This is a genomic window from Janthinobacterium sp. PAMC25594 (assembly GCF_019443505.1).
Taxonomy (GTDB): domain Bacteria; phylum Pseudomonadota; class Gammaproteobacteria; order Burkholderiales; family Burkholderiaceae_D; genus Janthinobacterium.
Genome location: NZ_CP080377.1, coordinates 5,469,734 through 5,492,441 on the forward strand (window position 1 = coordinate 5,469,734; position 22,708 = coordinate 5,492,441).

General features: G+C 64.7%; 16 protein-coding genes. 9 read left to right on the top strand and 7 right to left on the bottom strand.

Translation table 11 applies throughout. The annotated features are described in order from the left end of the window. Positions 1 to 22 precede the first annotated feature (22 nt). The 4 genes from KY494_RS30065 to KY494_RS24620 are packed head-to-tail and all read right to left on the bottom strand — an operon-like array spanning position 23 to position 6,138. The gene (locus tag KY494_RS30065; RefSeq protein ID WP_219888536.1) at positions 23 to 3,235 is read right to left on the bottom strand and encodes a CHAT domain-containing tetratricopeptide repeat protein; all 3,213 of its coding nucleotides are present in this window, start codon (positions 3,233 to 3,235) and stop codon (positions 23 to 25) included. Further along, positions 3,232 to 4,923 (bottom strand): caspase family protein, encoded by a 1,692-nt coding sequence (locus tag KY494_RS24610; protein WP_219888537.1) that lies wholly within the window; start codon positions 4,921 to 4,923, stop codon positions 3,232 to 3,234. Before KY494_RS24610 ends, KY494_RS30065 begins: the two co-directional genes overlap by 4 nt. After that, complete coding sequence (locus tag KY494_RS24615) at positions 4,920 to 5,534, bottom strand: hypothetical protein (RefSeq protein WP_219888538.1); 615 nt, start codon at positions 5,532 to 5,534, stop codon at positions 4,920 to 4,922. Before KY494_RS24615 ends, KY494_RS24610 begins: the two co-directional genes overlap by 4 nt. Further along, complete coding sequence (locus KY494_RS24620) at positions 5,527 to 6,138, bottom strand: RNA polymerase sigma factor (RefSeq protein ID WP_219888539.1); 612 nt, start codon at positions 6,136 to 6,138, stop codon at positions 5,527 to 5,529. Before KY494_RS24620 ends, KY494_RS24615 begins: the two co-directional genes overlap by 8 nt. Positions 6,139 to 6,427: 289 nt before the next feature. On the opposite strand from KY494_RS24620, the gene KY494_RS24625 reads away from it, so the two are divergent. The 6 genes from KY494_RS24625 to coaD all read left to right on the top strand — a co-directional run bounded on the left by KY494_RS24625 (position 6,428) and on the right by coaD (position 12,375). Beyond that, positions 6,428 to 6,649, top strand: coding sequence for a helix-turn-helix transcriptional regulator (locus KY494_RS24625; RefSeq protein WP_219888540.1), 222 nt, complete (start codon positions 6,428 to 6,430; stop codon positions 6,647 to 6,649). Positions 6,650 to 6,793: 144 nt separating this feature from the next. After that, complete coding sequence (locus KY494_RS24630) at positions 6,794 to 7,252, top strand: Hsp20 family protein (RefSeq protein ID WP_100874057.1); 459 nt, start codon at positions 6,794 to 6,796, stop codon at positions 7,250 to 7,252. A gap of 265 nt (positions 7,253 to 7,517) precedes the next feature. Beyond that, on the top strand, positions 7,518 to 9,029 hold the full coding sequence (locus KY494_RS24635; protein WP_219888541.1) for a Do family serine endopeptidase: 1,512 nt from the start codon (positions 7,518 to 7,520) through the stop codon (positions 9,027 to 9,029). A 108-nt stretch (positions 9,030 to 9,137) separates the two neighbouring features. Further along, complete coding sequence (locus KY494_RS24640) at positions 9,138 to 9,797, top strand: response regulator transcription factor (RefSeq protein WP_010400558.1); 660 nt, start codon at positions 9,138 to 9,140, stop codon at positions 9,795 to 9,797. 2 nt (positions 9,798 to 9,799) lie between these two features. Beyond that, positions 9,800 to 11,131 carry an ATP-binding protein gene (locus KY494_RS24645; protein ID WP_219136884.1) on the top strand — a complete coding sequence of 444 codons (1,332 nt, stop codon included), beginning with the start codon at positions 9,800 to 9,802 and terminating at the stop codon, positions 11,129 to 11,131. 95 nt (positions 11,132 to 11,226) lie between these two features. After that, on the top strand, positions 11,227 to 12,375 hold the full coding sequence (gene coaD / locus KY494_RS24650; RefSeq protein ID WP_219888542.1) for a pantetheine-phosphate adenylyltransferase: 1,149 nt from the start codon (positions 11,227 to 11,229) through the stop codon (positions 12,373 to 12,375). Positions 12,376 to 12,397: 22 nt separating this feature from the next. Here coaD and KY494_RS24655 read toward each other — a convergent pair whose 3' ends face one another. The 3 genes from KY494_RS24655 to KY494_RS24665 form a co-directional block, all read right to left on the bottom strand. Further along, positions 12,398 to 14,596 carry an OsmC domain/YcaO domain-containing protein gene (locus KY494_RS24655; protein WP_219888543.1) on the bottom strand — a complete coding sequence of 733 codons (2,199 nt, stop codon included), beginning with the start codon at positions 14,594 to 14,596 and terminating at the stop codon, positions 12,398 to 12,400. A 510-nt stretch (positions 14,597 to 15,106) separates the two neighbouring features. After that, the gene (locus KY494_RS24660) at positions 15,107 to 17,509 is read right to left on the bottom strand and encodes a TonB-dependent siderophore receptor (protein ID WP_219888544.1); all 2,403 of its coding nucleotides are present in this window, start codon (positions 17,507 to 17,509) and stop codon (positions 15,107 to 15,109) included. Positions 17,510 to 17,674: 165 nt separating this feature from the next. Then, positions 17,675 to 18,460: a PhzF family phenazine biosynthesis protein gene (locus tag KY494_RS24665; protein WP_219888545.1), complete on the bottom strand. Its 786-nt coding sequence runs from the start codon at positions 18,458 to 18,460 to the stop codon at positions 17,675 to 17,677. A gap of 142 nt (positions 18,461 to 18,602) precedes the next feature. Here KY494_RS24665 and KY494_RS24670 point away from each other — a divergent pair, with 142 nt between their 5' ends. The 3 genes from KY494_RS24670 to KY494_RS24680 all read left to right on the top strand — a co-directional run bounded on the left by KY494_RS24670 (position 18,603) and on the right by KY494_RS24680 (position 22,624). After that, complete coding sequence (locus KY494_RS24670) at positions 18,603 to 18,968, top strand: DUF6516 family protein (RefSeq protein WP_219888546.1); 366 nt, start codon at positions 18,603 to 18,605, stop codon at positions 18,966 to 18,968. After that, positions 18,965 to 19,315 (top strand): transcriptional regulator, encoded by a 351-nt coding sequence (locus tag KY494_RS24675; RefSeq protein ID WP_219888547.1) that lies wholly within the window; start codon positions 18,965 to 18,967, stop codon positions 19,313 to 19,315. Before KY494_RS24670 ends, KY494_RS24675 begins: the two co-directional genes overlap by 4 nt. Positions 19,316 to 19,480: 165 nt before the next feature. Continuing rightward, positions 19,481 to 22,624: an error-prone DNA polymerase gene (locus KY494_RS24680; protein WP_219888548.1), complete on the top strand. Its 3,144-nt coding sequence runs from the start codon at positions 19,481 to 19,483 to the stop codon at positions 22,622 to 22,624. Positions 22,625 to 22,708 lie beyond the last annotated feature (84 nt).

Below are 22,708 nucleotides of genomic sequence, written 5' to 3' on the forward strand. Positions count from 1 at the left end.
ACGGCTTTCCGTAGTGTGGCGCTCAGGAGCCGAGCAGGATGAAACCGGCCCAGTAGAAGGGATGGCCGCGCGCGTCGCCGCTGCCGCCGGCGGCGTCGAGCGGCGTCAGGCCCCGCGTCGCCGTGACGGCGTGCCGGGCGGCGCGGATCTGCCGCAACTGCGCCTGGCGCAAGGCTTGCGGCTTGCCCTTGCCTTGCGCCAGCGCCGCATAAAAATCGCCCATCAGGGTGGCCGTCGACTGGTCCGACACGCGCCACAGGCTGGCCAGCACATTGCGCGCGCCGCGCTGGCGGGCCAGCCAGGCCAGGCCTTCCAGTTCGCGTCCCGTGGCATCGGTGCCGGCGGGCACGGCCGTTTCGCAGGCCGACAGGGTGAGCAGGTCCAGGCCGGCGAAGCGGTAGCCGTCCTGCGCCAGTTCCGCCAGGCTGAGTTTGCCTCCATCGCCCAGCAGCAGGTAGGAGTCCGCGCCCGCGCCCGAGCGCAGCACGAAATGGCTGGCGATATGGACGCTGCTGTTGGCGGGCAGCGCGCGCTGCAGCGCCGCGCCGGTGAAGTCGCCATCGAGGTAGACCTGGCTGGGGATGCGCGCCGCGTGTCCGATCGCCTGCACGGCGCGCAGTTCGCGCTGCACGAAGGGCAGGGCCGGCAGTTCGCCGCTTGCGCGCGTCTGGCCGAACAGGGCAAGCGATGGCGCGCGGCGCGGCGCTTCTTGTGCGCCGGCCTGTTCGCCGCCGCTGGCATGCAGCGAGACGGGCAGCCGTTCGACCAGCCAGCGGCGCCCGTCATGCAGCATGGCGAACGGCAGGTAGCGCAAGACGCCGTCCAGCGACAGCGACAGCGAGGTGGCGCCGTCCAGTTCCCGGCTGGCCGGTGCCAGCAGCAGCGCATACAGCGCCTGGGCGTCGGCGCGCGCGTCCTGTCCCGGGTCTTGCGCGCTGCGGCGCAGGCGGGCGATGCGCTGCGCCAGCGCGCGCTCGTCGATGGCCACGTCGTGGATGGTGCTGCCGCTCCGTCCGCCGCGCTGCGCGACGATGCGCAGGCGCGTGTCGGTAACCAGATAAGTCAGGTGCAGCACGCCCCGCTTGAGCGGTTCGGCCCGCGCCATGCCAGCCTTGCCTGCCGGTGCCGGCGTGGCCACGCTGCCGGACGCCAGCGCCGTCAGCGCCTCGGTGGCGCCATCGAGCAGCAGCGCCATGGCGTCGTTCGCCCGCCGCCATGCATCGTCGGCTTGCGCCACGCCCTGCGCCTGGCGTTCGCGCGCCGCGGCCAGCGCCTGGGCGCCCGCGCGCAGGGCGGCGGCGCGCGCTTCGAACTGGCGCTGCCATTCGCCCTCCGCGCCCGTGTAGCCGAGGCGCGTGGCGCGCGGATCGGGGGCGCTGCGCACCAGGCTGTGGAATTCGTCCTCGCGGACCATGGCCAGCACGGTTTCCGCTTCGTGGATGCGGCGCTGGTCGAGCAGGCGGTCCGCCAGCTGGCCGTAGGCGGCGCGTTTTTGCCGCACAAAGCCCTGCCGCAGCGGCACGGGCAGGCTGGCCGTGCCGGCGCGCGTGGCTTGCAGCGCATTGACCGCCTGCTTGCCGAGGAAAATGCCGGCCGCGTCGGGTTCCAGCGCGCCCAGCTGCGCCGCCGCCCGCGCTTCGAGCATGGTCTGTTCATGCGCCATGCCGATGGCCAGTGCGCGGGCCGACTGGGACCGCGCCGTGGCGGCATCACCCGCGCGCGCATTGAGTCCGGCCGCGTCCAGCAAGGCCTGTGCATGGGCGGGATGGGCCGCGCCGCGCGTGGCGGCCACTTGCCGCGCCATGGCGCCCGCCTCGCGCGCCAGCGCCTGCAGTTCGGCCGCGCCGATGCCGGCGTGCTCCGCGCGCGCCTGCAGGCGCGCCTGGCGCACCATGTCGAGCATGCCGGCCGTGGCGGGAGGCGTTTGCAGCAGCCGCGCCTCCAGGCCGGCCAGTGCCGTTTCCGCCGCGTCCTGGAGTCCCAGCGCGGCCTGTGCCTGCGCCGCCAGCAGCAGCGCATCGGCTTCGTCGGCCGGCAGCGCCTGGCCGCCGGACATGGCCAGCCGCGCCGCCGCCTGCGCCGCTTCCAGCGCCTGCTGGTACTGCCCCAATGCCATGCGCGCGCCGCCATGCGCGAGCTGGTGCGCGGCGCAGGTGGCGGCGGCTTCGCCATACACGGCGCGGCAATGCTCGAGCGCGGCGGCGGCGGCCACTTCCGCGCGGCCCAGCTGATTGTCCGCCAGCGCCGTCAGCGCCACGTCCTGCCAGGCGCTGACGGTGTTGGCATGGCGGTCGCCGAACAGGGCGCGGCGGATGCGCAGGCCGTCCTCCGCCTCCTGCCATGCCTTGCCGCTTTCGCCCAGGCGCAGGTGGATGCCGCTCAGGCGGTTCAGGGCCACGCTGGCCTGCATCGAGTCGGCCCCCGAGCGCTGCACCGCCATGGCCAGCGCGCGCTGGGCGAATGCCAGCGCCTGGCGGTCGTTGCCGCTCAGGGTGTACCAGTTGGCCATGTCGGTCACGCTCGTTTGCGTCTCGGTGCGGTTTTCGCCGAAGGCCGCCAGGCGTATCCGGTAGGCGCGCTCCAGGTAGCCATAGGCTTCTTCCATGCGGCCCATGCGCAGCAGCAGCACGCCCACGTCGCGCATGCCCCACGCATGGTCGGTGCTGTTCTCGCCCGAGGTGCGGGCCCACGTTTGCATGGCTTGCCGCGCATACGGCAGGCCGCGCGCATACTCCTTGGTCTGCAGCGCCACGCCGGACAGGTTGGACAGGCTGGTGCCATACGAGACCGTGTCCTTGCCGATCAGGCGGGCTTTCGCCGCCAGCGCGATGTCGCCCCATTGCCAGGCCAGGTCGAAGCGGCTCCACTGGCGGTACAGATACATCAGTTCACTCGGGTAGTACATGCTTTCGCGCCCGGGATCGCCGTCGTCCAGCGCCTGGCGGATGGCCCAGCCTTCCAGCAAGGCCTGTTCGCTCTCGGCGTAGCGGTTGAGCATGTGCAGGCTCTGGCCCACGCCCAGCAGGCCGGTGGCGATGCCGGCCCGGTCGTTCGCCGCGCGGCAAGCGGCCACGCTGCGCTGGAACAGGGGCAGCGAGACGGCCGGCTGTTCCTTGTCGTTGGCGTCGTTCGCCTGCGCCAGCCATGGCGCGATGACAGCCTGGCAGGTGCCGGCCGATACCGTTTGTAGCCACGCCGGCGCGGCCAGCAGCAGGCCCAGGACGAGGCGCCTCATTGGACGGAGCGCCAGGACAGCCGGGCCACCTGGGCCTGGTCGGGGTTGCCCGTTTCCGCCACGGGGACCGCAACGCTGGCCGCGCCGCGCGTGGGTGGCAGGGCCGGCAACGCTTCGATGATGGCGAAGCGGCGCGGCAGGGTGCCATTTGCCGCCGGTGCCGCCACCAGCGCCAGCCATTCCACGCCATAGTGGGGGCCGCTGACGACGAAGCTGCGCTCGATGCGGCTGATGCCGGCGCCGATGGCGGGCGGCATGCGGTTGCTGTCGCCGTCGAGGGCCGGATAGATGCGCGCGGCGGGGCCGTCCAGCGGCAAGTGCGCCAGGCCCAGGTCGACGGAAGCGGCGCTGCGGTTTTCCACGCTGAGGCGGATGCGCGTGCCGGCCGGCAGCACGCCGAGGTCGCCATCGGCGAATGCCAGCTGGCGCGGCGCCTTGCCCGGCAGGGTCAGTTCGATGCGCGCGTCGAGCAGGGGCGGGCCCGGCGTGGCGGGCAGCGCCAGCAGGGCGGCGAGACGCTCTCCCTGTTTGCCCGGGCGTATCGATCCCGCAGGCAGCGGCGCGGGCGTGCGGGTGGCCCAGCCCGCTGCGGCGTCGGCACTGCCCGGTAGCAGCGTCAGCCGCGTTTCTCCCCAGCCAGCCTTGCTAGCGCGCCAGCGCGTGTCCGCATGCTGGAACAGGTCGCCGTCGCGCATGCCGTCCAGCAAGCCGAACGGCACCAGCCAGCCTTGCGCATCGCGCCGCACGGGCCAGCGCGGCGCCGGCATGGCCGCATCGTCGCCATGCCACAACGGCGCATCGAGCGCCCCCGCATACACGGGCGAAGGCCAGGCGGAGCGGGGCAGCTGGTAAGCCTGCAATGCGCTCCTGTATTGCTGCGTGGCGCTGGCGGCCCACATGGCATAGGTTTGCGGCTGGCGCTGCAAGGCGGCGATGACGGCCCGGGTAAACAATCCCGCTGCCAGACCCGGCGTGGCGGCCGTGGCGGCCTCCGGCGTGCGCTGCTGGGCTTCGGCGGCGAAAAAGGCGACATAACGGGGCCGCGCCCGCGCTTCGTCGGGCGGCGTGCCCTTGCCAGGGGCCGGGCGCCAGCCGATGTCGCTCGCCGCCAGTCCGCGCCACGCGAGGCCATCGCCGCTGCGCGTGCCCGCTGCCGCATGGCAGGTGTCGAACACGGCCACGACTTGTGTCTGCCGCGCGGCAAACGCATCGATGGCGCGCCCCAGTTCGCTGCTATCGAGGCCGCCATCGAGCTGCCGCCCCTGGTGGCTGACCTGGCTGTCGCGCGTCAGCAAGCGCGTGCGCCGTCCCTGTGGCGCGGCGGCTTGTCCCGGATAGACGGGCAGCAGCACGCTGTGGCCCGACCAGTACAGCAGCAGGACATCGTCCTTGCCCAGCGACTGTTCCAGCTGCGCCAGGCGCGCCAGGATGGCCGCGCGGGTGGGCGCCTGGCTGGCGCCCGCATCATCGGCCAGGCGGTAGATATGTTCATCGGCGAAACCCTGTCGCCGTAGCGCGTCGCGCATGGCGGCCACGTCCGTGGCGGGGCCGGCCAGCCAGCTGCTGCGCGGCATGGCGGGCAAGGCGCCCACGCCGATCAGCAGCGCATGGCGTTCGCCGGCCAGCGCCGCGCCGCTCAGCAGGTAACTCAGCAGTAGCAAGCGCCCCCAGCGCCGCTTGTTTTTCATTGCGCCCCTGGCCCGCTGGCGAGGGATGCCGCAGCCACCACGCCACTGGCCCGCAGGCTTTGCAGGGCTGCGGGCGGGTTGGCCGCATCGAGCAGATAGCTGTGGTCAGGCAGGGGGCCGGCGACGATGCCTGCCTGTGCCTGCTCCAGCGCTGCAGCGACCTGGGCCATGCTGGCGCGTGGCAGGAATTGCACGCGCAGGCTGGCCGGCGGCGCCGCTGCGCCTGGCACGCTGCGCCAGCGCAGTTGATCCGCCGGGGCAGGTTGCTGCCACAGCAGCCACGCCTGGCCTATGCACAGGCTGGCCAGCGCCGTGATGGCCACTGGTGCCAGTGCAGGTAGCGCCAGGCGCTGGTAGCAGCGGCGGCAGAAGCCGGGGCGTTCGAGACGGCGATGCAGTTCCGCCAAGCCTGCGGCGGGATCCATGCTGGCCGCTTCAGCCTCGATGGCGGTGCGGATATCGCCCAGCCAGTCGGCATCGGCGACCCAGTCCGAATCGTGTTCCAGTCTGGCGGCGATGCGGCTGGCCACGTCCGCGGGGGCATGGCCATTCAGGTAGTCTGGCAGCATCTCACGCAGCGCCTGTTCCTGAGGATCGATGGACTTAGCCATGGCGGCCGCCTTCCTGGGCAAACCAGCGCTGTATGCACTGGCGTAAGTTGATGCGGCCATGAAACAAGCGCGTCTTGACGGTGCCTTCCGGTGCTTGTTGAATATGGGCAATATCGGCCACCGACAGGTCGTCGATGGCCCATAGGGTCAGGCTTTCGCGCTGCATCGGGTTGCGCAGACGCAGCAGGCATTTCAGCACTGCATGGCGTCGTTGCAGGCTTTCCCTCGCCACCTGTGGTCCCGGATCGTGTTCCGCCTGTTCCTGCTGCTCCTCGTTATCGCTGTCGAGCGGCACTTCGCGTGCCAGGCGCTTGCCATGGCGGCGGATCTGGTCGACCGCCTTGTTGCGCGCCAGGGTCAGCAGCCAGGTGCCGAACGCCACCCGGCCGTCGTAGCGCATGGGCGCGCGCCAGATAGCGTGGAACACGTCCACCGTGATTTCGTCGGCGACCGCGTGCACATCAAGCCCCGAGCCCGATAGCTGCAGGCGCGCAAACACGCGCACGCGCGGCGACCAGGCGCGGTACAGGGCGTCCAGCGCGCGCTGGTCGCCTGCCGCCATGGCAGCGAGCAGTTCGGCGGGATTGACAGGCAATGCGCTCATGGTCACGGGAAGGAGGGGCAGGTTGAATGGGGGCGGCAGGCAATTGCGTTGTGGTAATTATAGCATCGGGGAAATAGTGCAGTATTGGTAAGAGCGAGGCCAGCAAAGGCATGGGCGCAGGGGCTGGCGCAATGTCATTGCAAAAAGATTGAACCGGATGGCGGCGCGCTGCGAACAAGAGCATGAAGGGCCGCATTGCAGCGGGTCCGCCAAACCGAAAAGGACAGACCCATCATGAAAAAACGCGGCAAGACCTTGTGCGATGCCAGCAGGGGTGGGGAGCCAGTCCATGCATGAAAATATGCTCTCCGGCAACGTCGCCATGCAGCGCCTGACGCCGGCCGAGCGGCTGGTGGCGGCCATGGCCATGCGCGGCACGCCCTACAAATCGATCGCCCGCGCGCTCGACAAGTCGCCCGCCACCGTGCGCAACCAGCTGCATATGATTTACCGCAAGCTTGGCGTGAGCAATCGGACGGCGCTGGCCTGCGCCTTGCGCAGCGACGGCTAGCCTCAAAAATATTTTGATCACTGGGGCAAAAATCGTCTTTTTCAAGGCCTTGAAGGCCGCTTGATCGTCCTTAGATTGGTAGCAAGCGGATGCTCACGGTGAGGTCCGCCCCTCTTATCGCTTCATTTGAAAAGGATAGTTATCATGCGTACTTTTGACCTTGCCCCCCTGTACCGTTCCGCCATTGGCTTTGACCGCCTGGCACAGCTGCTCAACGAACAGCGCGCCGATGCACAGCCCAGCTATCCGCCGTACAACATCGAACTAGTATCGGAAGACAAATACCGCATCGTGATGGCATTGGCCGGCTTCTCGCGCGAAGAGATTGATATCATTACCGAACGCGACTCGCTGCATGTCACGGGCCGCAAGCAGAAAGATGGCGTCGAGCGCACGTTCTTGCACCGCGGCATCGCTGCCCGCGATTTCGAACAGCGTTTCCAGCTGGCCAATCACGTGAAGGTCACGGGCGCCACGTTTGAAAACGGCATGCTGACCATCGACCTGGTGCGTGAAGTGCCGGAAGCGCTGAAACCGCGCAAGATCGAGATCGGCACGGGCGGCGATACCGTCAGCGTGCTGGAACAGCGCCAGGCAGCCTGATCTGAGCTGAGCTGACCCCGGCGCCCCTCGGGCGCCCGGGCAGCCAGGAGGCTACCCTCCCATGCAGTAAAATACTGGCCGGTTGATCCGGCCAGTGTCACGTCCAGGCCCTGTATGCCCTCCATGGCCCGCCATGCGGAACGCTGGATTAAGCGATGCTTAAAGGCGCCAACGCCTGTTTCCAAATGGAAAAATGTTAAGCACCGCCTAAGACTCGTGGCCCACTATTGCATACATCAAAATCTCATTGAATGAGGAGCAATTCATGGAACAGCAAACGAATACCGCATCGTTGAAAATCAAACGCACCGTAGCCGCGCTGGTCGCGATCGGTGTGCTGGGCGCCGGTGGCGCCATGGTGGTGCATCAGAACAATGCCGGCGCGAATGCCGCAGCGACCGCCGCCGCCCCCGTGGCTGCCGCTGTCGCGCCCGCCGCCAGCGCGCCGCTGGTGGCCTTGCCCGACTTTAGCCAGATCGCCGCGCGCAACAGCCCGGCCGTCGTCAACATCAGCGTCACGGGCAGCACCAAGGTGGCCTACGACCCATCGGCCCAGGCCGGCAACGACGACTTCGGCAACGATCCGTTCTTCGAATTCTTCCGCCGCTTCCAGGGCCCGCAAGGCGGGCAGCGCGGTGGCCGCGACGTGCCCACGCACGGCCTCGGTTCCGGCTTCATCGTCAGCCCGGACGGCATCATCATGACGAATGCCCACGTGGTGCGCGATGCGCGCGAAGTGACGGTCAAGCTCAACGACCGCCGCGAATTCCGCGCCAAGGTGCTCGGTACCGATCCGAAGACGGATATTGCCGTATTGAAAATCGACGCCAACAACCTGCCCATCGTGCCGCTCGGCCATTCGAGCGACCTGAAAGTGGGCGAGTGGGTGCTGGCCATCGGTTCGCCTTATGGCTTCGACAGCACGGTGACGGCGGGCGTGGTCAGCGCCAAGGGCCGTTCCCTGCCCGACGACAGCAATGTGCCGTTCATCCAGACGGACGTGGCGGTGAACCCCGGCAACTCGGGTGGCCCGCTGTTCAATACGCGCGGCGAAGTGGTCGGCATCAATTCGCAGATCTACAGCCAGACGGGCGGCTTCCAGGGCTTGTCGTTCGCCATCCCGATCGACCTGGCCGGCCGCATCAAGGACCAGATCGTCGCCACGGGCAAGGCCAGCCACGCCAAGCTGGGCGTGACGGTGCAGGAAGTCAACCAGGGCTTTGCCGACTCGTTCAAGCTGGCCACGCCGGAAGGCGCGCTGGTGGCCAACGTGGAGCGGGGCAGCCCGGCCGACAAGGCGGGCCTGAAATCGGGCGACGTGGTGCGCAAGGTGAATGGCCAGCGCATCATCGCTTCGGCCGACTTGCCGGCGCTGGTGGGCACGTCCTTGCCCGGCGACAAGATCAGCCTCGATGTCTGGCGTGACGGCAAGATCGTCAACCTGACGGCGACGCTGGGTAATGCGGCCGACAAGGTGGCCGAAGTGGCGAAGAGCGACGGCGCGGCCGGCAAGGTAAAGCTGGGCCTGGCCCTGCGTCCGTTACAATCGGATGAAAAACGCGAGGCGGGCATCAGCGCCGGCCTGCTGGTGGAAGACGCCGGCGGTGCCGCCGCGAATGCCGGAGTGCAGCCGGGCGACGTGCTATTGTCGGTGAATGGCCATCCCGTCAACACGGTCGAGCAAGTGCGCGACGTGGTGGAAAAATCCGCCAAGTCGGTGGCCTTGCTGATCCAGCGCGGCCCCGATAAGATCTTCATTCCCGTGCGTTTGGGTTAATGAAGAAACAAACCCAAGGGCAAATACCGGGGTCGGACCCTGAGGGGCCGACCCCAGCTTTTCATCTTTTTGGGTGAAAGCAAGCATAACAAGATAGAGAGGCAAGCCATGCGCTTATTGCTGGTAGAAGACGACACGATGATCGGCGAGGTGGTGCTGGACTTGCTGCGCGCCGAGCACTACGCGGTGGACTGGGTCAAGGATGGCGACATGGCCGATACGGCCCTGCAGACGCAAACCTATGACCTGGTGCTGCTGGACCTGGGCTTGCCGCGCAAGGACGGTCTCGACGTGCTGCGCTCGATGCGTTTGCGCAAGCTGGACACGCCCGTGCTGGTGGCCACGGCGCGCGACGCCGTCGAGCAGCGCATCGCGGGCCTCGACGCGGGCGCCGACGACTACGTCTTGAAACCGTATGACCTCGATGAACTGCTGGCGCGCATCCGCGCCCTGCTGCGGCGCGCCTCGGGCCGGCCGGAACCGATCTTCGAGCACCAGGGCGTGAGTATCAATCCGCTGACGCGCGAAGTGATCGCCGAGGGCCATCCCGTCAACCTGTCGGCGCGCGAGTGGGCCGTGCTGGAAGCGCTGATCGCCCGTCCCGGCATCGTGCTGTCGCGCGCGCAGCTGGAAGAAAAACTGTACAGCTGGAAGGATGAAGTCAACAGCAATGCCGTGGAAGTGTATATCCACGGCTTGCGCAAGAAGCTCGGCAGCGACTTGATCCAGAACGTGCGCGGCCTCGGCTACATGGTACCCAAGGCATGAGGATGAAGGTCACGGTGACGCACTCGCTGCGCGGCCGCCTGCTGTGGTTTTTGCTGGCGGCCATCATCATGGCGGCCCTGGCGCAGGCGTCGATCGCCTACCGCAGCGCCCTGTATGACGCCGACCAGATTTTCGACTACCACATGCAGCAGATGGCCCTGTCGCTGCGCTCCGGCGCGCCGCTGGCCAATCACGCGCAAGCCTTGCCGGCCGACCCCGTCAACAATGACATGGTGGTGCAGGTGTGGACGCCGGACGGCGTGCAGGTGTTCCGCTCGATCACGCGCGCGGAACTGCCGCAGCGCGCCGTGCTGGGCTTTTCCAACGTGAAGGCGAACGGCACCACCTACCGCATCTTTTCCGTGCAAACCAGTTCCCAGACCGTGCAGATCGCGCAGGACATGGCCGTGCGCAAGCGCATGGCCGGCAGCCTGGCGCTGCGCACGGTGGGTCCCATCGCGCTGATGGCGCCGATATTGATGCTGGTCGTCTGGTGGGTCGTCAGCGGTTCGCTGGCGCCCGTCTCGCGCGTGCGCAAGCAGGTGGCGGCGCGCCAGGCGGACGATTTATCTCCCGTATCGGAAGCGGGCTTGCCCGACGAAGTGCGCCCCCTGGTGCATGAATTGAACCTGCTGTTCGGGCGCGTCAAAACGGCGTTCGACGCGCAGCAGCATTTCGTCGCCGACGCCGCGCATGAATTGCGCACGCCGCTGGCGGCCCTGAAACTGCAGGTATTGAGCCTGGAGCGGGCCGAATCGGAAGAAAAGCGCAGCCTGGCGATCTCCCGCGTCAGCGCCGGCATCGAGCGGGCCACGCGCCTGGTCGAGCAGCTGCTGGTGCTGGCGCGCCAGGAAGCGAGCGCCGCCAGCGGCGACCAGCTGCAGGCGGTGGACTTGAACGACGTCGTCAAGCGAGCGCTGGGCGACATGGCCGGCATCGCGCAGGCGCGCAAGATCGACCTGGGCCTGCACCATATGGACCCGGCCAAGGTGGCGGGGCAGGCCGATGCGCTCAACATCATGCTGCGCAACCTGGTCGACAACGCCATCAAGTACACGCCGCAGGGCGGCACGGTCGATATCGACCTGCGCGCCAGCCCCGTCGGCGTGACGTTATCGGTGGAAGACAACGGCCCCGGCATCCCGCCCGAGGAGCGCGAACGCGTCTTCAGCCGCTTCTACCGCGTGCCCGGCACGGATGCCAACGGCAGCGGCCTGGGGCTGGCCATCATCAAGGCCATCGCCGAGCGCCATGGCGCGCGCCTGGTGCTGGACAAATCCGAACGCCTGGGCGGCCTGTGCGTGCGCGTGGAATTCCCGCAAGCCGTGAAATGAGTGTTTTAACCATCATCTTTGGCCTGTTGCATTGACGCGCGCGCCGTGGCCCTATATTGTCTGCGAAACAAGCAGAACCAGACCACGGAGCGCACATGCAGAGAATCGGATTTTCAGGAACCCTCGACCCCATCACCAATGGCCACATGTGGGTGATCGGCGAAGCGCGTTCGCTCGCCGACGAGGTGATCGTGTTCCTGTCGCAAAACCCCGCCAAGAAGCCGCAGTTCCCGGCCGAAGACCGCAAGCGCATCATCGAACAGAGCGCGCGCGAGTGCGGCTGGGACAATGTACAGGTGGTCATCGTCAAGGGCGACTACACGGCGCGCGCGGCGAAAAAGCATGGCTGCGACTACCTGATCCGCGGCATCCGCACGACGGCCGATTTCGACTATGAAAACCTGATCCAGCAAACCAATGTGGACGTGCTGCAGGGCGCCAAGACGATTTTCGTCATGCCGCCGCGCGACCTCGGTTCCGTCAGCTCCAGCTTCGTCAAGGCGCTGGAAGGGCCGGTGGGATGGAACTGGACCATGAAGAAATTCGTCCCCGGTCCCGCCTACCACGCGTGGATACTCGACTGCCTGCGCAAGGAGTGGGAAGCGCTGTGGCATTACGCCACCGCTTCGGCGGCCGACGTCGCGCTGGCCGATCACTGGTTCGCGCACCTGACGGGGCCGCAGGCGTATGGCGGCGCGGACCGTCACTATCACAACCTCGACCACCTGGTGCACGGCCTGTCCGAGATCCGCGTGTGGGCCGACAATACCTTTGCACCGAAGCGCGACAGCGCGCTGGTCAAGAAGGCGTTCTGGTTCCACGACGCCGTCTACAGCCACGACGACGAAGCCCTGTACTCGAGCGAAGAGGCGAGCGCCCAGCTGTGGCTGGCCAGCGGCCTCGATGCGGGGGACAACCTCGATGTGGCGCAATTGATACGCGCCACCGACCATTTCCAGGGCCCCGCCATCAGCCACGCGCTGAAGGACGCCATGCTCAGCGCCGACCTGGCCATCCTGGGCCAGGATGAAGAGGTGTACCAAGCCTACACGCAAGCCATCGGAAGAGAATACGCACACGTGGACCCCGCGCGCTTCAACGAGCAGCGGGGCCTGGCCCTGCAGCATTTATGCGGCAAGGCGCAGGCGGGCCAGCTGTTTGGCGATGCGTATTTCGCCGATCAATACAACGCGCGGGCCATTGAAAACATGCAGAAGGAGATCGCGGCGATGGCGGGCGGCTGACTCTCGTCAGCCGCTTGCTGCCCTAGCGGGCAGCAACCTTGGCGCGCGCCGCGTGCAATTTCTTGAAGCTGTCGATCAGGCGCTGGTGCCTGTCGAGGCCTTCCAGTTGCATGCTGGTCGGGGTCAGGCCGAAGAAGCGCACGCTGCCGTCCACCGAACCGAGCACCGCGTCCATGCGGGCGTCGCCAAACATGCGGCGGAAATTGACGACGTAGTCGTCCAGTTCCAGCGCGTCATCGAGTTCCACTTCCAGCACCACGTTCAAGGCTTGATAGAACAGTTTGCGCTCGAGCGTGTTGTCGTTGTACTGCAGGAAGGTTTCCACCAGCTCTTTCGCTTCCTCGAACTGCTGCAGAACCAGATGAATCAGCAGCTTCAATTCCAGGGTCGTCAGCTGGCCCCACGCCGTATTTTCGTCAAATTCGATGCCGATCAGGGTGGCGATGTCGCCGTACTCGTCGAGCTCGCTGTTTTCCAGGCGCTCGAGCAAGTCTTCCAGGCTGGCATCGTCGAGCTGATGCAGGTTCAGGATGTCGGCGCGGAACAGCAGCGCCTTGTTGGTGTTGTCCCAGATCAAATCTTCGACCGGATACACTTCCGAATAGCCTGGCACGAGAATGCGGCAGGCGGTGGCGCCCAGCTGGTCGTACTCGGCCGTGTAGACTTCCTTGCCCATCTCGGCGAGGATGCCGAACAGGGTCGCCGCTTCCTCGGCATTCGAGTTTTCGCCGTGGCCGGAAAAATCCCACTCGACAAAATCGTAATCGGCCCTGGCGCTGAAGAAGCGCCACGAGACGATGCCGCTGGAATCGATGAAGTGCTCGACGAAGTTGTTCGGCTCGGTGACGGCTTCGCTGGCAAACGTCGGTTGCGGCAAGTCGTTCAAGCCTTCAAAGCTGCGGCCCTGCAGCAATTCCGTCAGGCTGCGCTCGAGCGCCACTTCCAGGCTCGGGTGCGCGCCGAACGAGGCAAACACACCGCCCGTGCGCGGGTTCATCAGGGTGACGCACATCACCGGGTACACGCCGCCCAGCGACGCATCTTTGACCAGCACGGGAAAGCCTTGCTCTTCCAGACCTCGGATGCCGGCCAGGATACCCGGGTATTTCGCCAGCACGTCCTGCGGCACGTCGGGCAGGGCGATTTCGCCTTCGAGGATTTCGCGCTTGACGGCCCGCTCAAAAATTTCAGACAGACATTGCACCTGCGCTTCGACCAGGGTATTGCCGGCGCTCATGCCATTGCTGACGTACAGGTTTTCGATCAGGTTCGACGGGAAATACACGACCTCGCCATCGGAATGGCGCACATACGGCAGCGAGCAGATGCCGCGCTCCGCATTGCCGGAGTTGGTGTCGACCAGGTGCGAGCCGCGCAGCTCGCCATCGGGGTTGTAGATATCCAGGGTGTACGCATCGAGGATTTCCTTCGGCAGCGCATCCTTGCGGCCCGGCTTGAACCAGCGCTCGTTCGGATAATGCACGAATGGCGCGTTGGCGATGTCCTCGCCCCAGAACGATCCGGCGTAGAAATGGTTGTTGCTGAGGCGCTCGATATACTCGCCCAAGGCCGACGCCAGCGCGCTTTCCTTGGTCGCGCCCTTGCCGTTGGTAAAGCACATGGGCGAGTGCGCATCGCGGATATGCAGCGACCACACATTCGGAATGATGTTGCGCCACGAGGCGATTTCAATCTTGATGCCCAGGCCCGCCAGCAGGCCCGACATATTGGCGATGGTCTGTTCCAGCGGCAAATCCTTGCCGACGATATAGGTGCTGGCTTCGCCGGTCGGATTGAGCATCAGCAAGGATTGCGCATCGGCGTCCAGGTTCGCGACTTCTTCAATGACGAATTCTGGCCCCGCTTGCACCACTTTTTTCACCGTGCAACGGTCGATCGAGCGCAGGATGCCCTGGCGATCCTTGGCCGAGATATCGGCCGGCAACTCGACCTGGATCTTGAAAATCTGCTGGTAACGATTTTCGGGATCGACAATATTGTTTTGCGACAGGCGGATATTCTCGGTGGAAATATTGCGCGTATCGCAATACAGCTTCACGAAGTACGCCGCGCACAGTGCCGATGATGCCAAAAAATAATCGAACGGGCCAGGCGCCGAGCCATCGCCTTTGTAGCGGATGGGCTGGTCGGCGATGACGGTAAAATCGTCGAACTTGGCTTCGAGACGCAGCTTGTCGAGAAAGTTGACTTTAATTTCCATGAGGTAATCCAATACTGTGCTTATGAGTTAGGCGCTATTATCCTTGCTTTCCGCCGCGGGACAAAGATTGTTCACTGCGGGTGTCGCGCTGGCCGCCAAGGGGCCTGTGCTGCTGGTCGGACATGGCATCATGAATCGCCTGATCGGCAAGACAGTCGGTACTGGAGCATGGGAATGTATGAACTATGAAAGTGAACTGTGAAAACTTGTGACGAATGCGGCAGCCGATACCGTGATGACGCCGCGGGCATGGCCAGTTTGTGTCCCGAATGCGCCTCGGTCATTTATGGCTTGCCAGGGTGTGAGCACGTGTTCGAGGCAGGCAGATGCCGGAAATGCCTGTGGGATGGGCGGAAAAGTGAATTCGTGCGCAAACTGGAGAAACAGAAACATTGATACTTTGTCCGTAGGCGGCGAATAGCCGCCACGATGATCGCATGTCGATGCCGGCATAAAAAAACAGCGGCTGCCCGTACTGGCGCAGCCGCTGTTTTTATGTGCATAGCGCGATCAGAATTTCACCCACAGCCGTCCGAAATACGAAGCGCCGTTCAGGCCGAACTGCACGCTGTCGTACTTGAAGCCGTTGTCCGTTTCGTCCGCGTTTTGCGTGGTCGGCTTGACGTTGAAGATGTTGTTGCCGCCAAAGGTCAGCTTGGTATTTTTGTTGATGCTGTAGGTAAAGCTCAGGTCGGCCGAGGTCTTGGCCGCGTAGTGGGCGTTGGGCACGCCGGCGGCCGTACCGCTGAAGGTGCCCAGGGTTTGCGGGCCAAAATAGATGATGCGCAGGTCCGATTCCAGCTTGCCCGTGATGTAGTCGAAGCCCAGCGTGGCTTTCGCGCGCGGGCCGCCCTGTTCGATGAACAGGCGTTCGCGCTCGGACAGCAGCACGTCTTCATAGCCTTTCAGCGAGTCAGGCGTCTTGACTTTCGTCACTTCCGTTTTGCTCAAATTCAAGGCCAGGAAGGTGTTCAGGCGGTTGCCGGCCAGCTCGCCCTTGTGCGAAGCCGTCAGGTCCAGCCCGCGCGTGCGCGTGTCGATGGAGTTGACGAAGAATTGCGCCTCGCCCACGCCCAGCAGGGCCAGGCGCGCGGCCAGGTCCGGGTAATTGTCGGCATTGAAGCGGCCCGACAGCACGATGCGGTCCTTGATCTTGATGTTGTACAAGTCGGCCGTCACGGAAATGGCTTGCGTCGGCGTCCAGGTGGTGCCGAACGTGAAGCTGGTGGATTTTTCCTCTTTCAGCTTGGGAATGCCGGCCGCGTTGGCGACGGCGCCGCCGTTCGGCGCCAGCACCACGTCGGTGGGCACGCCGCCAATGAAGTCGGTGAAGGTGGACGAGAAATACACTTGCTGCAACGACGGTGCGCGGAAGCCCGTGCTGGCCGAGCCGCGCAGCAGCACGTTGGGCGCCACTTTATAGCTGGCGGCCAGCTTGCCCGTCACGGTGGAGCCGAAATCGCTGAATTTTTCATAGCGCAGCGCGGCCTGGGTTTTCAGGCGCTCCGTCCAGTCCAGCTCCACGTCGCCATACGCGGCGATGCTGTGGCGTTTGGCCTTGGTGACGTCGCCGGGCTGGAAGCCGGGAAAGCCCTGGCTGCCCGCATTGCCGCCCATGCCCACGCCGTCGGCGTCGCTGTAGGAGCCCGGTTCGCCGGCCATGATCTTGTATTCCTCGCTGCGATATTCGGCGCCGAAGGCCACGTTCATGCCGCTCATTACCGTGTCGTAAAAGCGGCTGAAATCGGCGTTGCTGGTCAGCTGCTGGAAAGAGAAGCCGCCCGCATCGTAGCTGCTGGCGCTGACGCCCTTGCCGCCGTTCATCAAGTCGAGGTTGGCGATCGAGGCATTCAGGGTATGGCTGATGTCGTAGCGCATCTTGTTGTAGCCATAAGTTTGCGAAAAGTCAGCATGCCATTCGCCGATCTGGCTGCGGTGGCCGATGGTGGCGTACTGGTCGTCGATCTTGCCGTTAATGAAGGGTACGAAACCATTCGGATACATGGCGGCTGAATTGCGCGACGGAATGTCGTCGCTGCCGATGCCGCCCCGGCCAAACGCGGCGCTCGACGCATCGCGCGTTTGCGCGCCGGCCGTGAAGTACAGCTTGCCCGTGCCGCTGGTGGCGTAGTCGCCATTCACGTACAGGGTCTTGTTCCTGGCCTTGGTGTCGCCGATGATGCGCATGCTGTCCGCGTCGGCCCGGTTCGAGCGGCCCCGGTCCAGGTATTCGCCCGTGATGGCCAGCGTGCCCTTGTCGCCCAGCGCGATGCCGCAATACGCGGAGGTCATGTAATTCTTGCCGTCGCCTGCGGAATACTGGCTGTAGCCGGCCACCGCTTCGCAGCCCAGGCTTTTCTTCAGTTCGATGTCGATCACGCCGGCAATGGCGTCCGAGCCGTACTGGGCGGCGGCGCCATCGCGCAGCACTTGCACGTTCTTGATCGCCAGCAAAGGAATCGCATTCATGTCCGTGCCCGTGTTGCCGCGGTTGCGCGCGCCGAACAGGTTGACCAGGGCCGTCGTGTGGCGCCGCTTGCCATTGACCAGCACCAGGGTCTGGTCGGAACCGAGACCGCGCAAGGCGGCTGAATCGACGAGGTCGGCCCCGTCGGCGCCCGTCTGGCGCGTGGAGTTGAACGAGGGCGAGATGTATTGCAGCGATTGCGCCAGGTCAAACTGACCGCCTTGCTCGGCGACTCTGGAAATCGGGATGATATCGACCGGCACCATGGTGTCGGTGGCGGAACTGGTGACGCGGCGCGAGCCGACCACGCTGACCGTTTGCACGGGACCGTCCGTGACGCCCGCTTCCGTGGTCTGGGCCATGGCAGCGGGACTGAAGGCGGCCAGGGCGGCGCTGCCGTACAGGCTGATGAGGACTGCTTTACGCAAGGTGGTGAGAGTCGGCACGCAGTATCTCCAAGTGGTATTGTGACTTGATTTTAGTGCCATCATTTCAGCATTCACCAGCGATACTTTGTTTTGTTATTACAAATTTGTTGTAACTGTTGTTTCCTGGTTGATTATCTTTTGGCCGTTGCCCGGCTTGCCTTGTACTGGTGCAGCTTGCCCCATTCAGGTGCTGCGTTGCACCATGCCACCCACCCAGATTGCCTGCGCGCTGTATTGCACCTCGATCAGACACGGCTGCTGCGTCACGTGGCCCTGATGCAGACTCAGCGACTGTTGTAAATACGCTGCCAGCGCGCCCGCCGCCACGCCCGTGGCGCTGTCTTCCAGTGCCGGGTCGCGGTGGTTGAAGTTGCGCTCCTCGTATTCGCTCTCGCCCGTGCGGCAATATGCATAGCAGCCGTTGACCTGATGCAAGGCGCTCCAGTCGGCGATCAGTTCCAGGTTCGGCCGCAGCGCGCGCAGGGTGGTGCGGTCGGCCACTTCCAGCAGCAGCTTCGGGCTGCCGACGGAGGCGATCACGGGCGGCGACAGCAAGTGCATGTGCTGGCCCATGAGTTCCGACGGCACATATTTTTCCAGCATGACGGCAGGCGCCGGCTGCGAAGTCAAGCCAATGAATAGCCCCTCCGCGCGGCGCGCCAGCTGCAAGGCTTGTCCGCGCATGGCCGTCGTCACCGTCAAGGTTGCCGGGTCGCCGGGCGCCGTCAGCAGCACATGCGCGGCCGCCAGGGTGGCGTGCAGGCACAGGGGGCTGCGCGTGTGCGGATAAAAATAGTCGAGCACGACGCTGCCGTCCGCTTGCCGGTCGATGAAGACGCAGGCGCTCACTTGCCGCTCGCGGGCGAAGGTCTGGCGCGCCGTTTCGCCGTTGTCGTCGTTTTCCACGACCAGCGCCGCATTGCCGCCACCGGGGGCGGCGCCGAAACATTTTAATAAGTGGACGATCATGGCGGTCGATGCAAAAGGTAAAACACCAGCATAAACGAAAATAGGTGCAAAGCTTCTCGATGTCTTGGCCGAATGGAGTCAAAGGCTCCGCCTATTGACGCTTTCGTGGAAATGACATATCAACAGATGATATACTTCCCGCATGCGGATCGATCCTGCCATTGATACATTGCTGGACCTGGATGGCTCCATCCTCGACCAGGATGGCGGTTATTGGATCAAGATAGAAGCCAGGCGGACGGAAGTGTCGGATGAGATTCCTCACGGCATACGCTACTCGCTGACGCTGCACGAACCGTATGGCAAACGCATCCTCGGTTACGACAATGCGCACATGGTAAAGCCGCCAAAGAAATTCAAATATGCGGGACGTATCGTGGCTTTTGACCATAAACACCGGCATCCGTCAGATCAGGGAGTGCCATACGAATTCAAGGATGCGCAGCATCTCATCAATGATTTCTTTGCTGACGTGGACCGCGTTTTGCTGGAGGTAAAAAAGCAATGAAACCGATTTTTATTGGCATCATGCCGCAAGAGAAAATCCGCGAACGCGTGCTCGCCATCGCTCGCGGCATATATAAACCGAAGGCGGATGAGCCCAAGGTCTGGTTCACTTCGATCAAATCGCTGGCGGAAGTCCTGAGCGACGAAAACCGGGCGTTGTTGCACGTGATTCTGGAAACGCAACCGGAATCCATTTCTGCATTGGCTGAAATAACGGGCCGCAAACCGAGCAACCTGTCACGCACCTTGAAAACAATGTCCAATTACGGCATCGTGGAATTGAAACGGGAGCGAAATCAAGTTCGCCCCGTAGCCACAGCGACGGAGTTTCGCATAGTTGTTAATTGATTTGCCGGACTATCAATGTGGTCCGTCATGCGACAGGCCAAAGCCCCGCGCTGGCCGGCAGACGCTCCGTGCGCCCTTCAAAATGAACACTATCCGACTGGAACCGGCTACTTGACTCAGGATGAGTATATTATACTGTGTTTATATACAGTATTGAGGTAGATCATGTGGGGCGCAGTCTTACCCGAGTATGCTGAGTTGTATTGCCTGAGTAATTTCAGCTTCCTGCATGGCGCCTCGCATGCGGAAGAGCTGGTGGCGCGCTCTGTCCAGCTCGGTTACAAGGCGCTGGCCATCACCGACGAGTGTTCGCTGGCCGGCGTCGTGCGTGCCCATGCGGTGGCCAAGCGGGCCGGTTTTCCCCTGATTATCGGCGCGCATTTTCATTTGACGCAGGCCGACGACAGTCCGGCGCTGTCCTTGCTGGCGCTGGTGCGCGATATCGATGGATACGGCAACTTGTCGGAACTGATCACCATGGCGCGCACGCGGGCGGCCAAGGGGCGTTATCTGCTGACGCCCGATGATTTCGCCGCGCCATCGGCGCAGTTTGCCCATTTGCGGGGGCTGCCCGGCTGCCTGATGATCTTGCTGCCCAGCTATCCGGCCTCGCCGGAAAGCGTGCGCGCGCAGGGAGAGTGGATGGCGTCCACCTTTGGCAGCGAGCGCAGCTGGATCGGCCTGAGCCTGTTGCAGCGGGCACAGGACGACGCGCACCGCAGTGCCGTGCAGGACGCGGGGCAGGCGCTGGGCTTGCCCGTGGTGGCCGTCGGCCATGTGTGCATGCACGTGCGTTCACGCAAGCCCTTGCTCGACACCTTGTGCGCGATACGCGTGGGTAAACCCGTGGGCGAGTGCGGCTATGCGCTGGCGCAAAATGCGGAGCAGCATCTGCGCGCACGCTTGCGCCTGGCCAATGTGTATCCGCCGCAAGCGCTGGCGGAGACTGTACGCATCGCGGGCCTGTGCACGTTCTCGCTCGACAGCTTGCGCTATGACTATCCCGACGAGCTGGTGCCGCACGGCCACACGCCGGCGACCTATCTGCGCGAGGAAACGTATGCGGGCGCGCGCATGCGCTTTCCGCTGGGTATTTCGGCCAACGTGCAGCAGCAGATCGAGCAGGAGCTGGAGCTGATCGCCGAGTTGTCGTATGAAGCGTACTTTCTGACCGTGTACGACATCGTGCGCTTTGCCCGTTCGCAAAACATCTTGTGCCAGGGCAGGGGCTCGGCCGCCAATTCGGCCGTCTGTTATTGCCTGCACATCACGGAAGTGGACCCGGCACGGGGCAATTGTCTGGTCGGGCGCTTCATGTCGCGCGAGCGCAACGAGCCGCCCGACATCGACGTCGATTTCGAGCACCAGCGGCGCGAAGAGGTCATCCAATATATCTACGGCAAATACGGCCGCGAGCGGGCCGCGCTGGCGGCCGTGGTGATCAGCTACCGGCCCAAGAGCGCCTTGCGCGACAGCGGCCGGGCGCTGGGGATCGACCTGGCCATCGTGGAAAAAGTGGCCAAGGCGCATCGCTGGTTTGACGGCAAGCGCGATCTGCTGGAACGCCTGGCCGAATGCGGGCTGGACCCGGAAGCAGCATTGTCGCAGCAGTGGGCCGGGCTGGCGCAACAATTGCTGGGCTTCCCCCGCCACCTGTCGCAGCATCCGGGCGGCTTTGTCATCGCGCAGGGAAAATTGTCACGCCTGGTGCCGATTGAAAACGCCAGCATGGCCGAACGCAGCGTCATCGAGTGGGACAAGAACGATCTTGAAGAGCTGGGCTTGATGAAGGTCGACGTGCTGGCGCTGGGCATGTTGTCGGCCTTGCGCCGTGCCCTGGAACTGGTGAGTGGACGGCGCGGCGAGGAATTTCGTTTGCAGGATATTCCCGCCGAAGACCCCGCCACCTACGACATGATGTGCCAGGCCGACACCATCGGCGTGTTCCAGATCGAGTCGCGCGCGCAGATGAGCATGCTGCCCCGGCTGCGTCCCCGTGAATTCTACGACCTCGTCATCGAGGTGGCGCTGGTGCGTCCCGGTCCCATCCAGGGCGGCATGGTGCATCCGTATCTGCAGCGGCGCCAGCAGGAAGAACCGGTCGAGTATCCGAAGGGCCTGGAAAAGGCGCTGGGGCGTACCCTGGGCATTCCGATTTTCCAGGAGCAAGTGATGCAGGTGGCCATCATCGCCGCCGATTTCACGCCTGGCGAAGCGGACCAGTTGCGGCGCGCCATGGCGGCCTGGAAGCGCAAGGGCGGCATGAACAATTACCATGACCGCATCGTCGATGCCATGGTGGACAATGGCTACGAGAAAGTATTTGCCGAGGCTATCTTCAGCCAGATCGAGGGATTTGGCGAATATGGTTTTCCCGAGTCGCACGCGGCCAGTTTCGCGCTGCTGACGTACGCCAGTTCCTGGCTGAAATGCCACGAACCGGCCGCCTTTCTGTGCGCCTTGCTCAACAGCCAGCCCATGGGCTTTTACAGTCCCTCGCAACTGGTGCAGGATGGCCGCCGGCATGGCGTGCAAGTGTTGCCCGTCGACGTGGCCGTCAGCGGCTGGGAAGCGACGCTGGAAGAGACTGCGGAAGGCACCGCGCCCGCCGTGCGCCTGGGCTTGAACAGCCTGTTCGGCATGCGCGCGGAGGCGGCCCAACGCATCGAGGATGCGCGCGCCATCGCCGCCTTCGCCGACGTGGCCGACCTGGCGCGGCGTGGCGGCCTGGACCGCCATGATTTGCAGGTGCTGGCCGCCGGCAATGCCCTGCATGCGCTGGCCGGCCACCGGCGCGCGGCGCTGTGGCAGGCGGCCGGCGCCGTGCCCGACAGGGATTTATTGCGCGCCACCACGCCAGAGGAAGACTTGCCCGTGCTGGCCGCGCCCACGGAAGGGGAGGGCATCGTCAGCGATTACCGCGCGCAAGGCTTGACCCTGGGCCGCCACCCGCTGGCGCTGCTGCGCGCACAGTTGCTGGAGGAACGCTTTCTGCCCGCCGCGACGCTGGCCAGCTACACGCATGGCCAGCTGGCGCGCGCCTGCGGCATCGTCACCGTGCGCCAGCGGCCGGGCACGGCCAAGGGCGTCATCTTCATGACCCTGGAAGACGAGACGGGCACCGTCAACGTCATCGTCTGGCCCGACCTGGTGGCAAGCCAGCGGCGCGAAGTGCTGAGCGCGCCACTGCTGGGCGTGTACGGCGTGTGGCAAAGGGAGGGCATCGTGCGCAACCTGGTGGCCAAGCGCCTGGTCGACATGTCGCATTTTCTGGGGCGGTTGCGGACCAGCAGCCGGGATTTTTGTTGAAACCTTGATGCTCGTGGAGTGTGAATAGATACAAGCTTGCATTTTGTTAAGGCTCGCTGCAAGCGGGTGATTAAGCTGGAGTCA

Coding starts and splice junctions, on each gene's coding strand:
- KY494_RS30065 (WP_219888536.1), bottom strand. CDS start 3,235: ATGAGGCGCCTCGTCCTGGGCCTGCTGCTGGCCGCGCCGGCGTGGCTA.
- KY494_RS24610 (WP_219888537.1), bottom strand. CDS start 4,923: ATGAAAAACAAGCGGCGCTGGGGGCGCTTGCTACTGCTGAGTTACCTG.
- KY494_RS24615 (WP_219888538.1), bottom strand. CDS start 5,534: ATGGCTAAGTCCATCGATCCTCAGGAACAGGCGCTGCGTGAGATGCTG.
- KY494_RS24620 (WP_219888539.1), bottom strand. CDS start 6,138: ATGAGCGCATTGCCTGTCAATCCCGCCGAACTGCTCGCTGCCATGGCG.
- KY494_RS24625 (WP_219888540.1), top strand. CDS start 6,428: ATGCATGAAAATATGCTCTCCGGCAACGTCGCCATGCAGCGCCTGACG.
- KY494_RS24630 (WP_100874057.1), top strand. CDS start 6,794: ATGCGTACTTTTGACCTTGCCCCCCTGTACCGTTCCGCCATTGGCTTT.
- KY494_RS24635 (WP_219888541.1), top strand. CDS start 7,518: ATGGAACAGCAAACGAATACCGCATCGTTGAAAATCAAACGCACCGTA.
- KY494_RS24640 (WP_010400558.1), top strand. CDS start 9,138: ATGCGCTTATTGCTGGTAGAAGACGACACGATGATCGGCGAGGTGGTG.
- KY494_RS24645 (WP_219136884.1), top strand. CDS start 9,800: ATGAAGGTCACGGTGACGCACTCGCTGCGCGGCCGCCTGCTGTGGTTT.
- coaD (WP_219888542.1), top strand. CDS start 11,227: ATGCAGAGAATCGGATTTTCAGGAACCCTCGACCCCATCACCAATGGC.
- KY494_RS24655 (WP_219888543.1), bottom strand. CDS start 14,596: ATGGAAATTAAAGTCAACTTTCTCGACAAGCTGCGTCTCGAAGCCAAG.
- KY494_RS24665 (WP_219888545.1), bottom strand. CDS start 18,460: ATGATCGTCCACTTATTAAAATGTTTCGGCGCCGCCCCCGGTGGCGGC.
- KY494_RS24670 (WP_219888546.1), top strand. CDS start 18,603: ATGCGGATCGATCCTGCCATTGATACATTGCTGGACCTGGATGGCTCC.
- KY494_RS24675 (WP_219888547.1), top strand. CDS start 18,965: ATGAAACCGATTTTTATTGGCATCATGCCGCAAGAGAAAATCCGCGAA.
- KY494_RS24680 (WP_219888548.1), top strand. CDS start 19,481: ATGTGGGGCGCAGTCTTACCCGAGTATGCTGAGTTGTATTGCCTGAGT.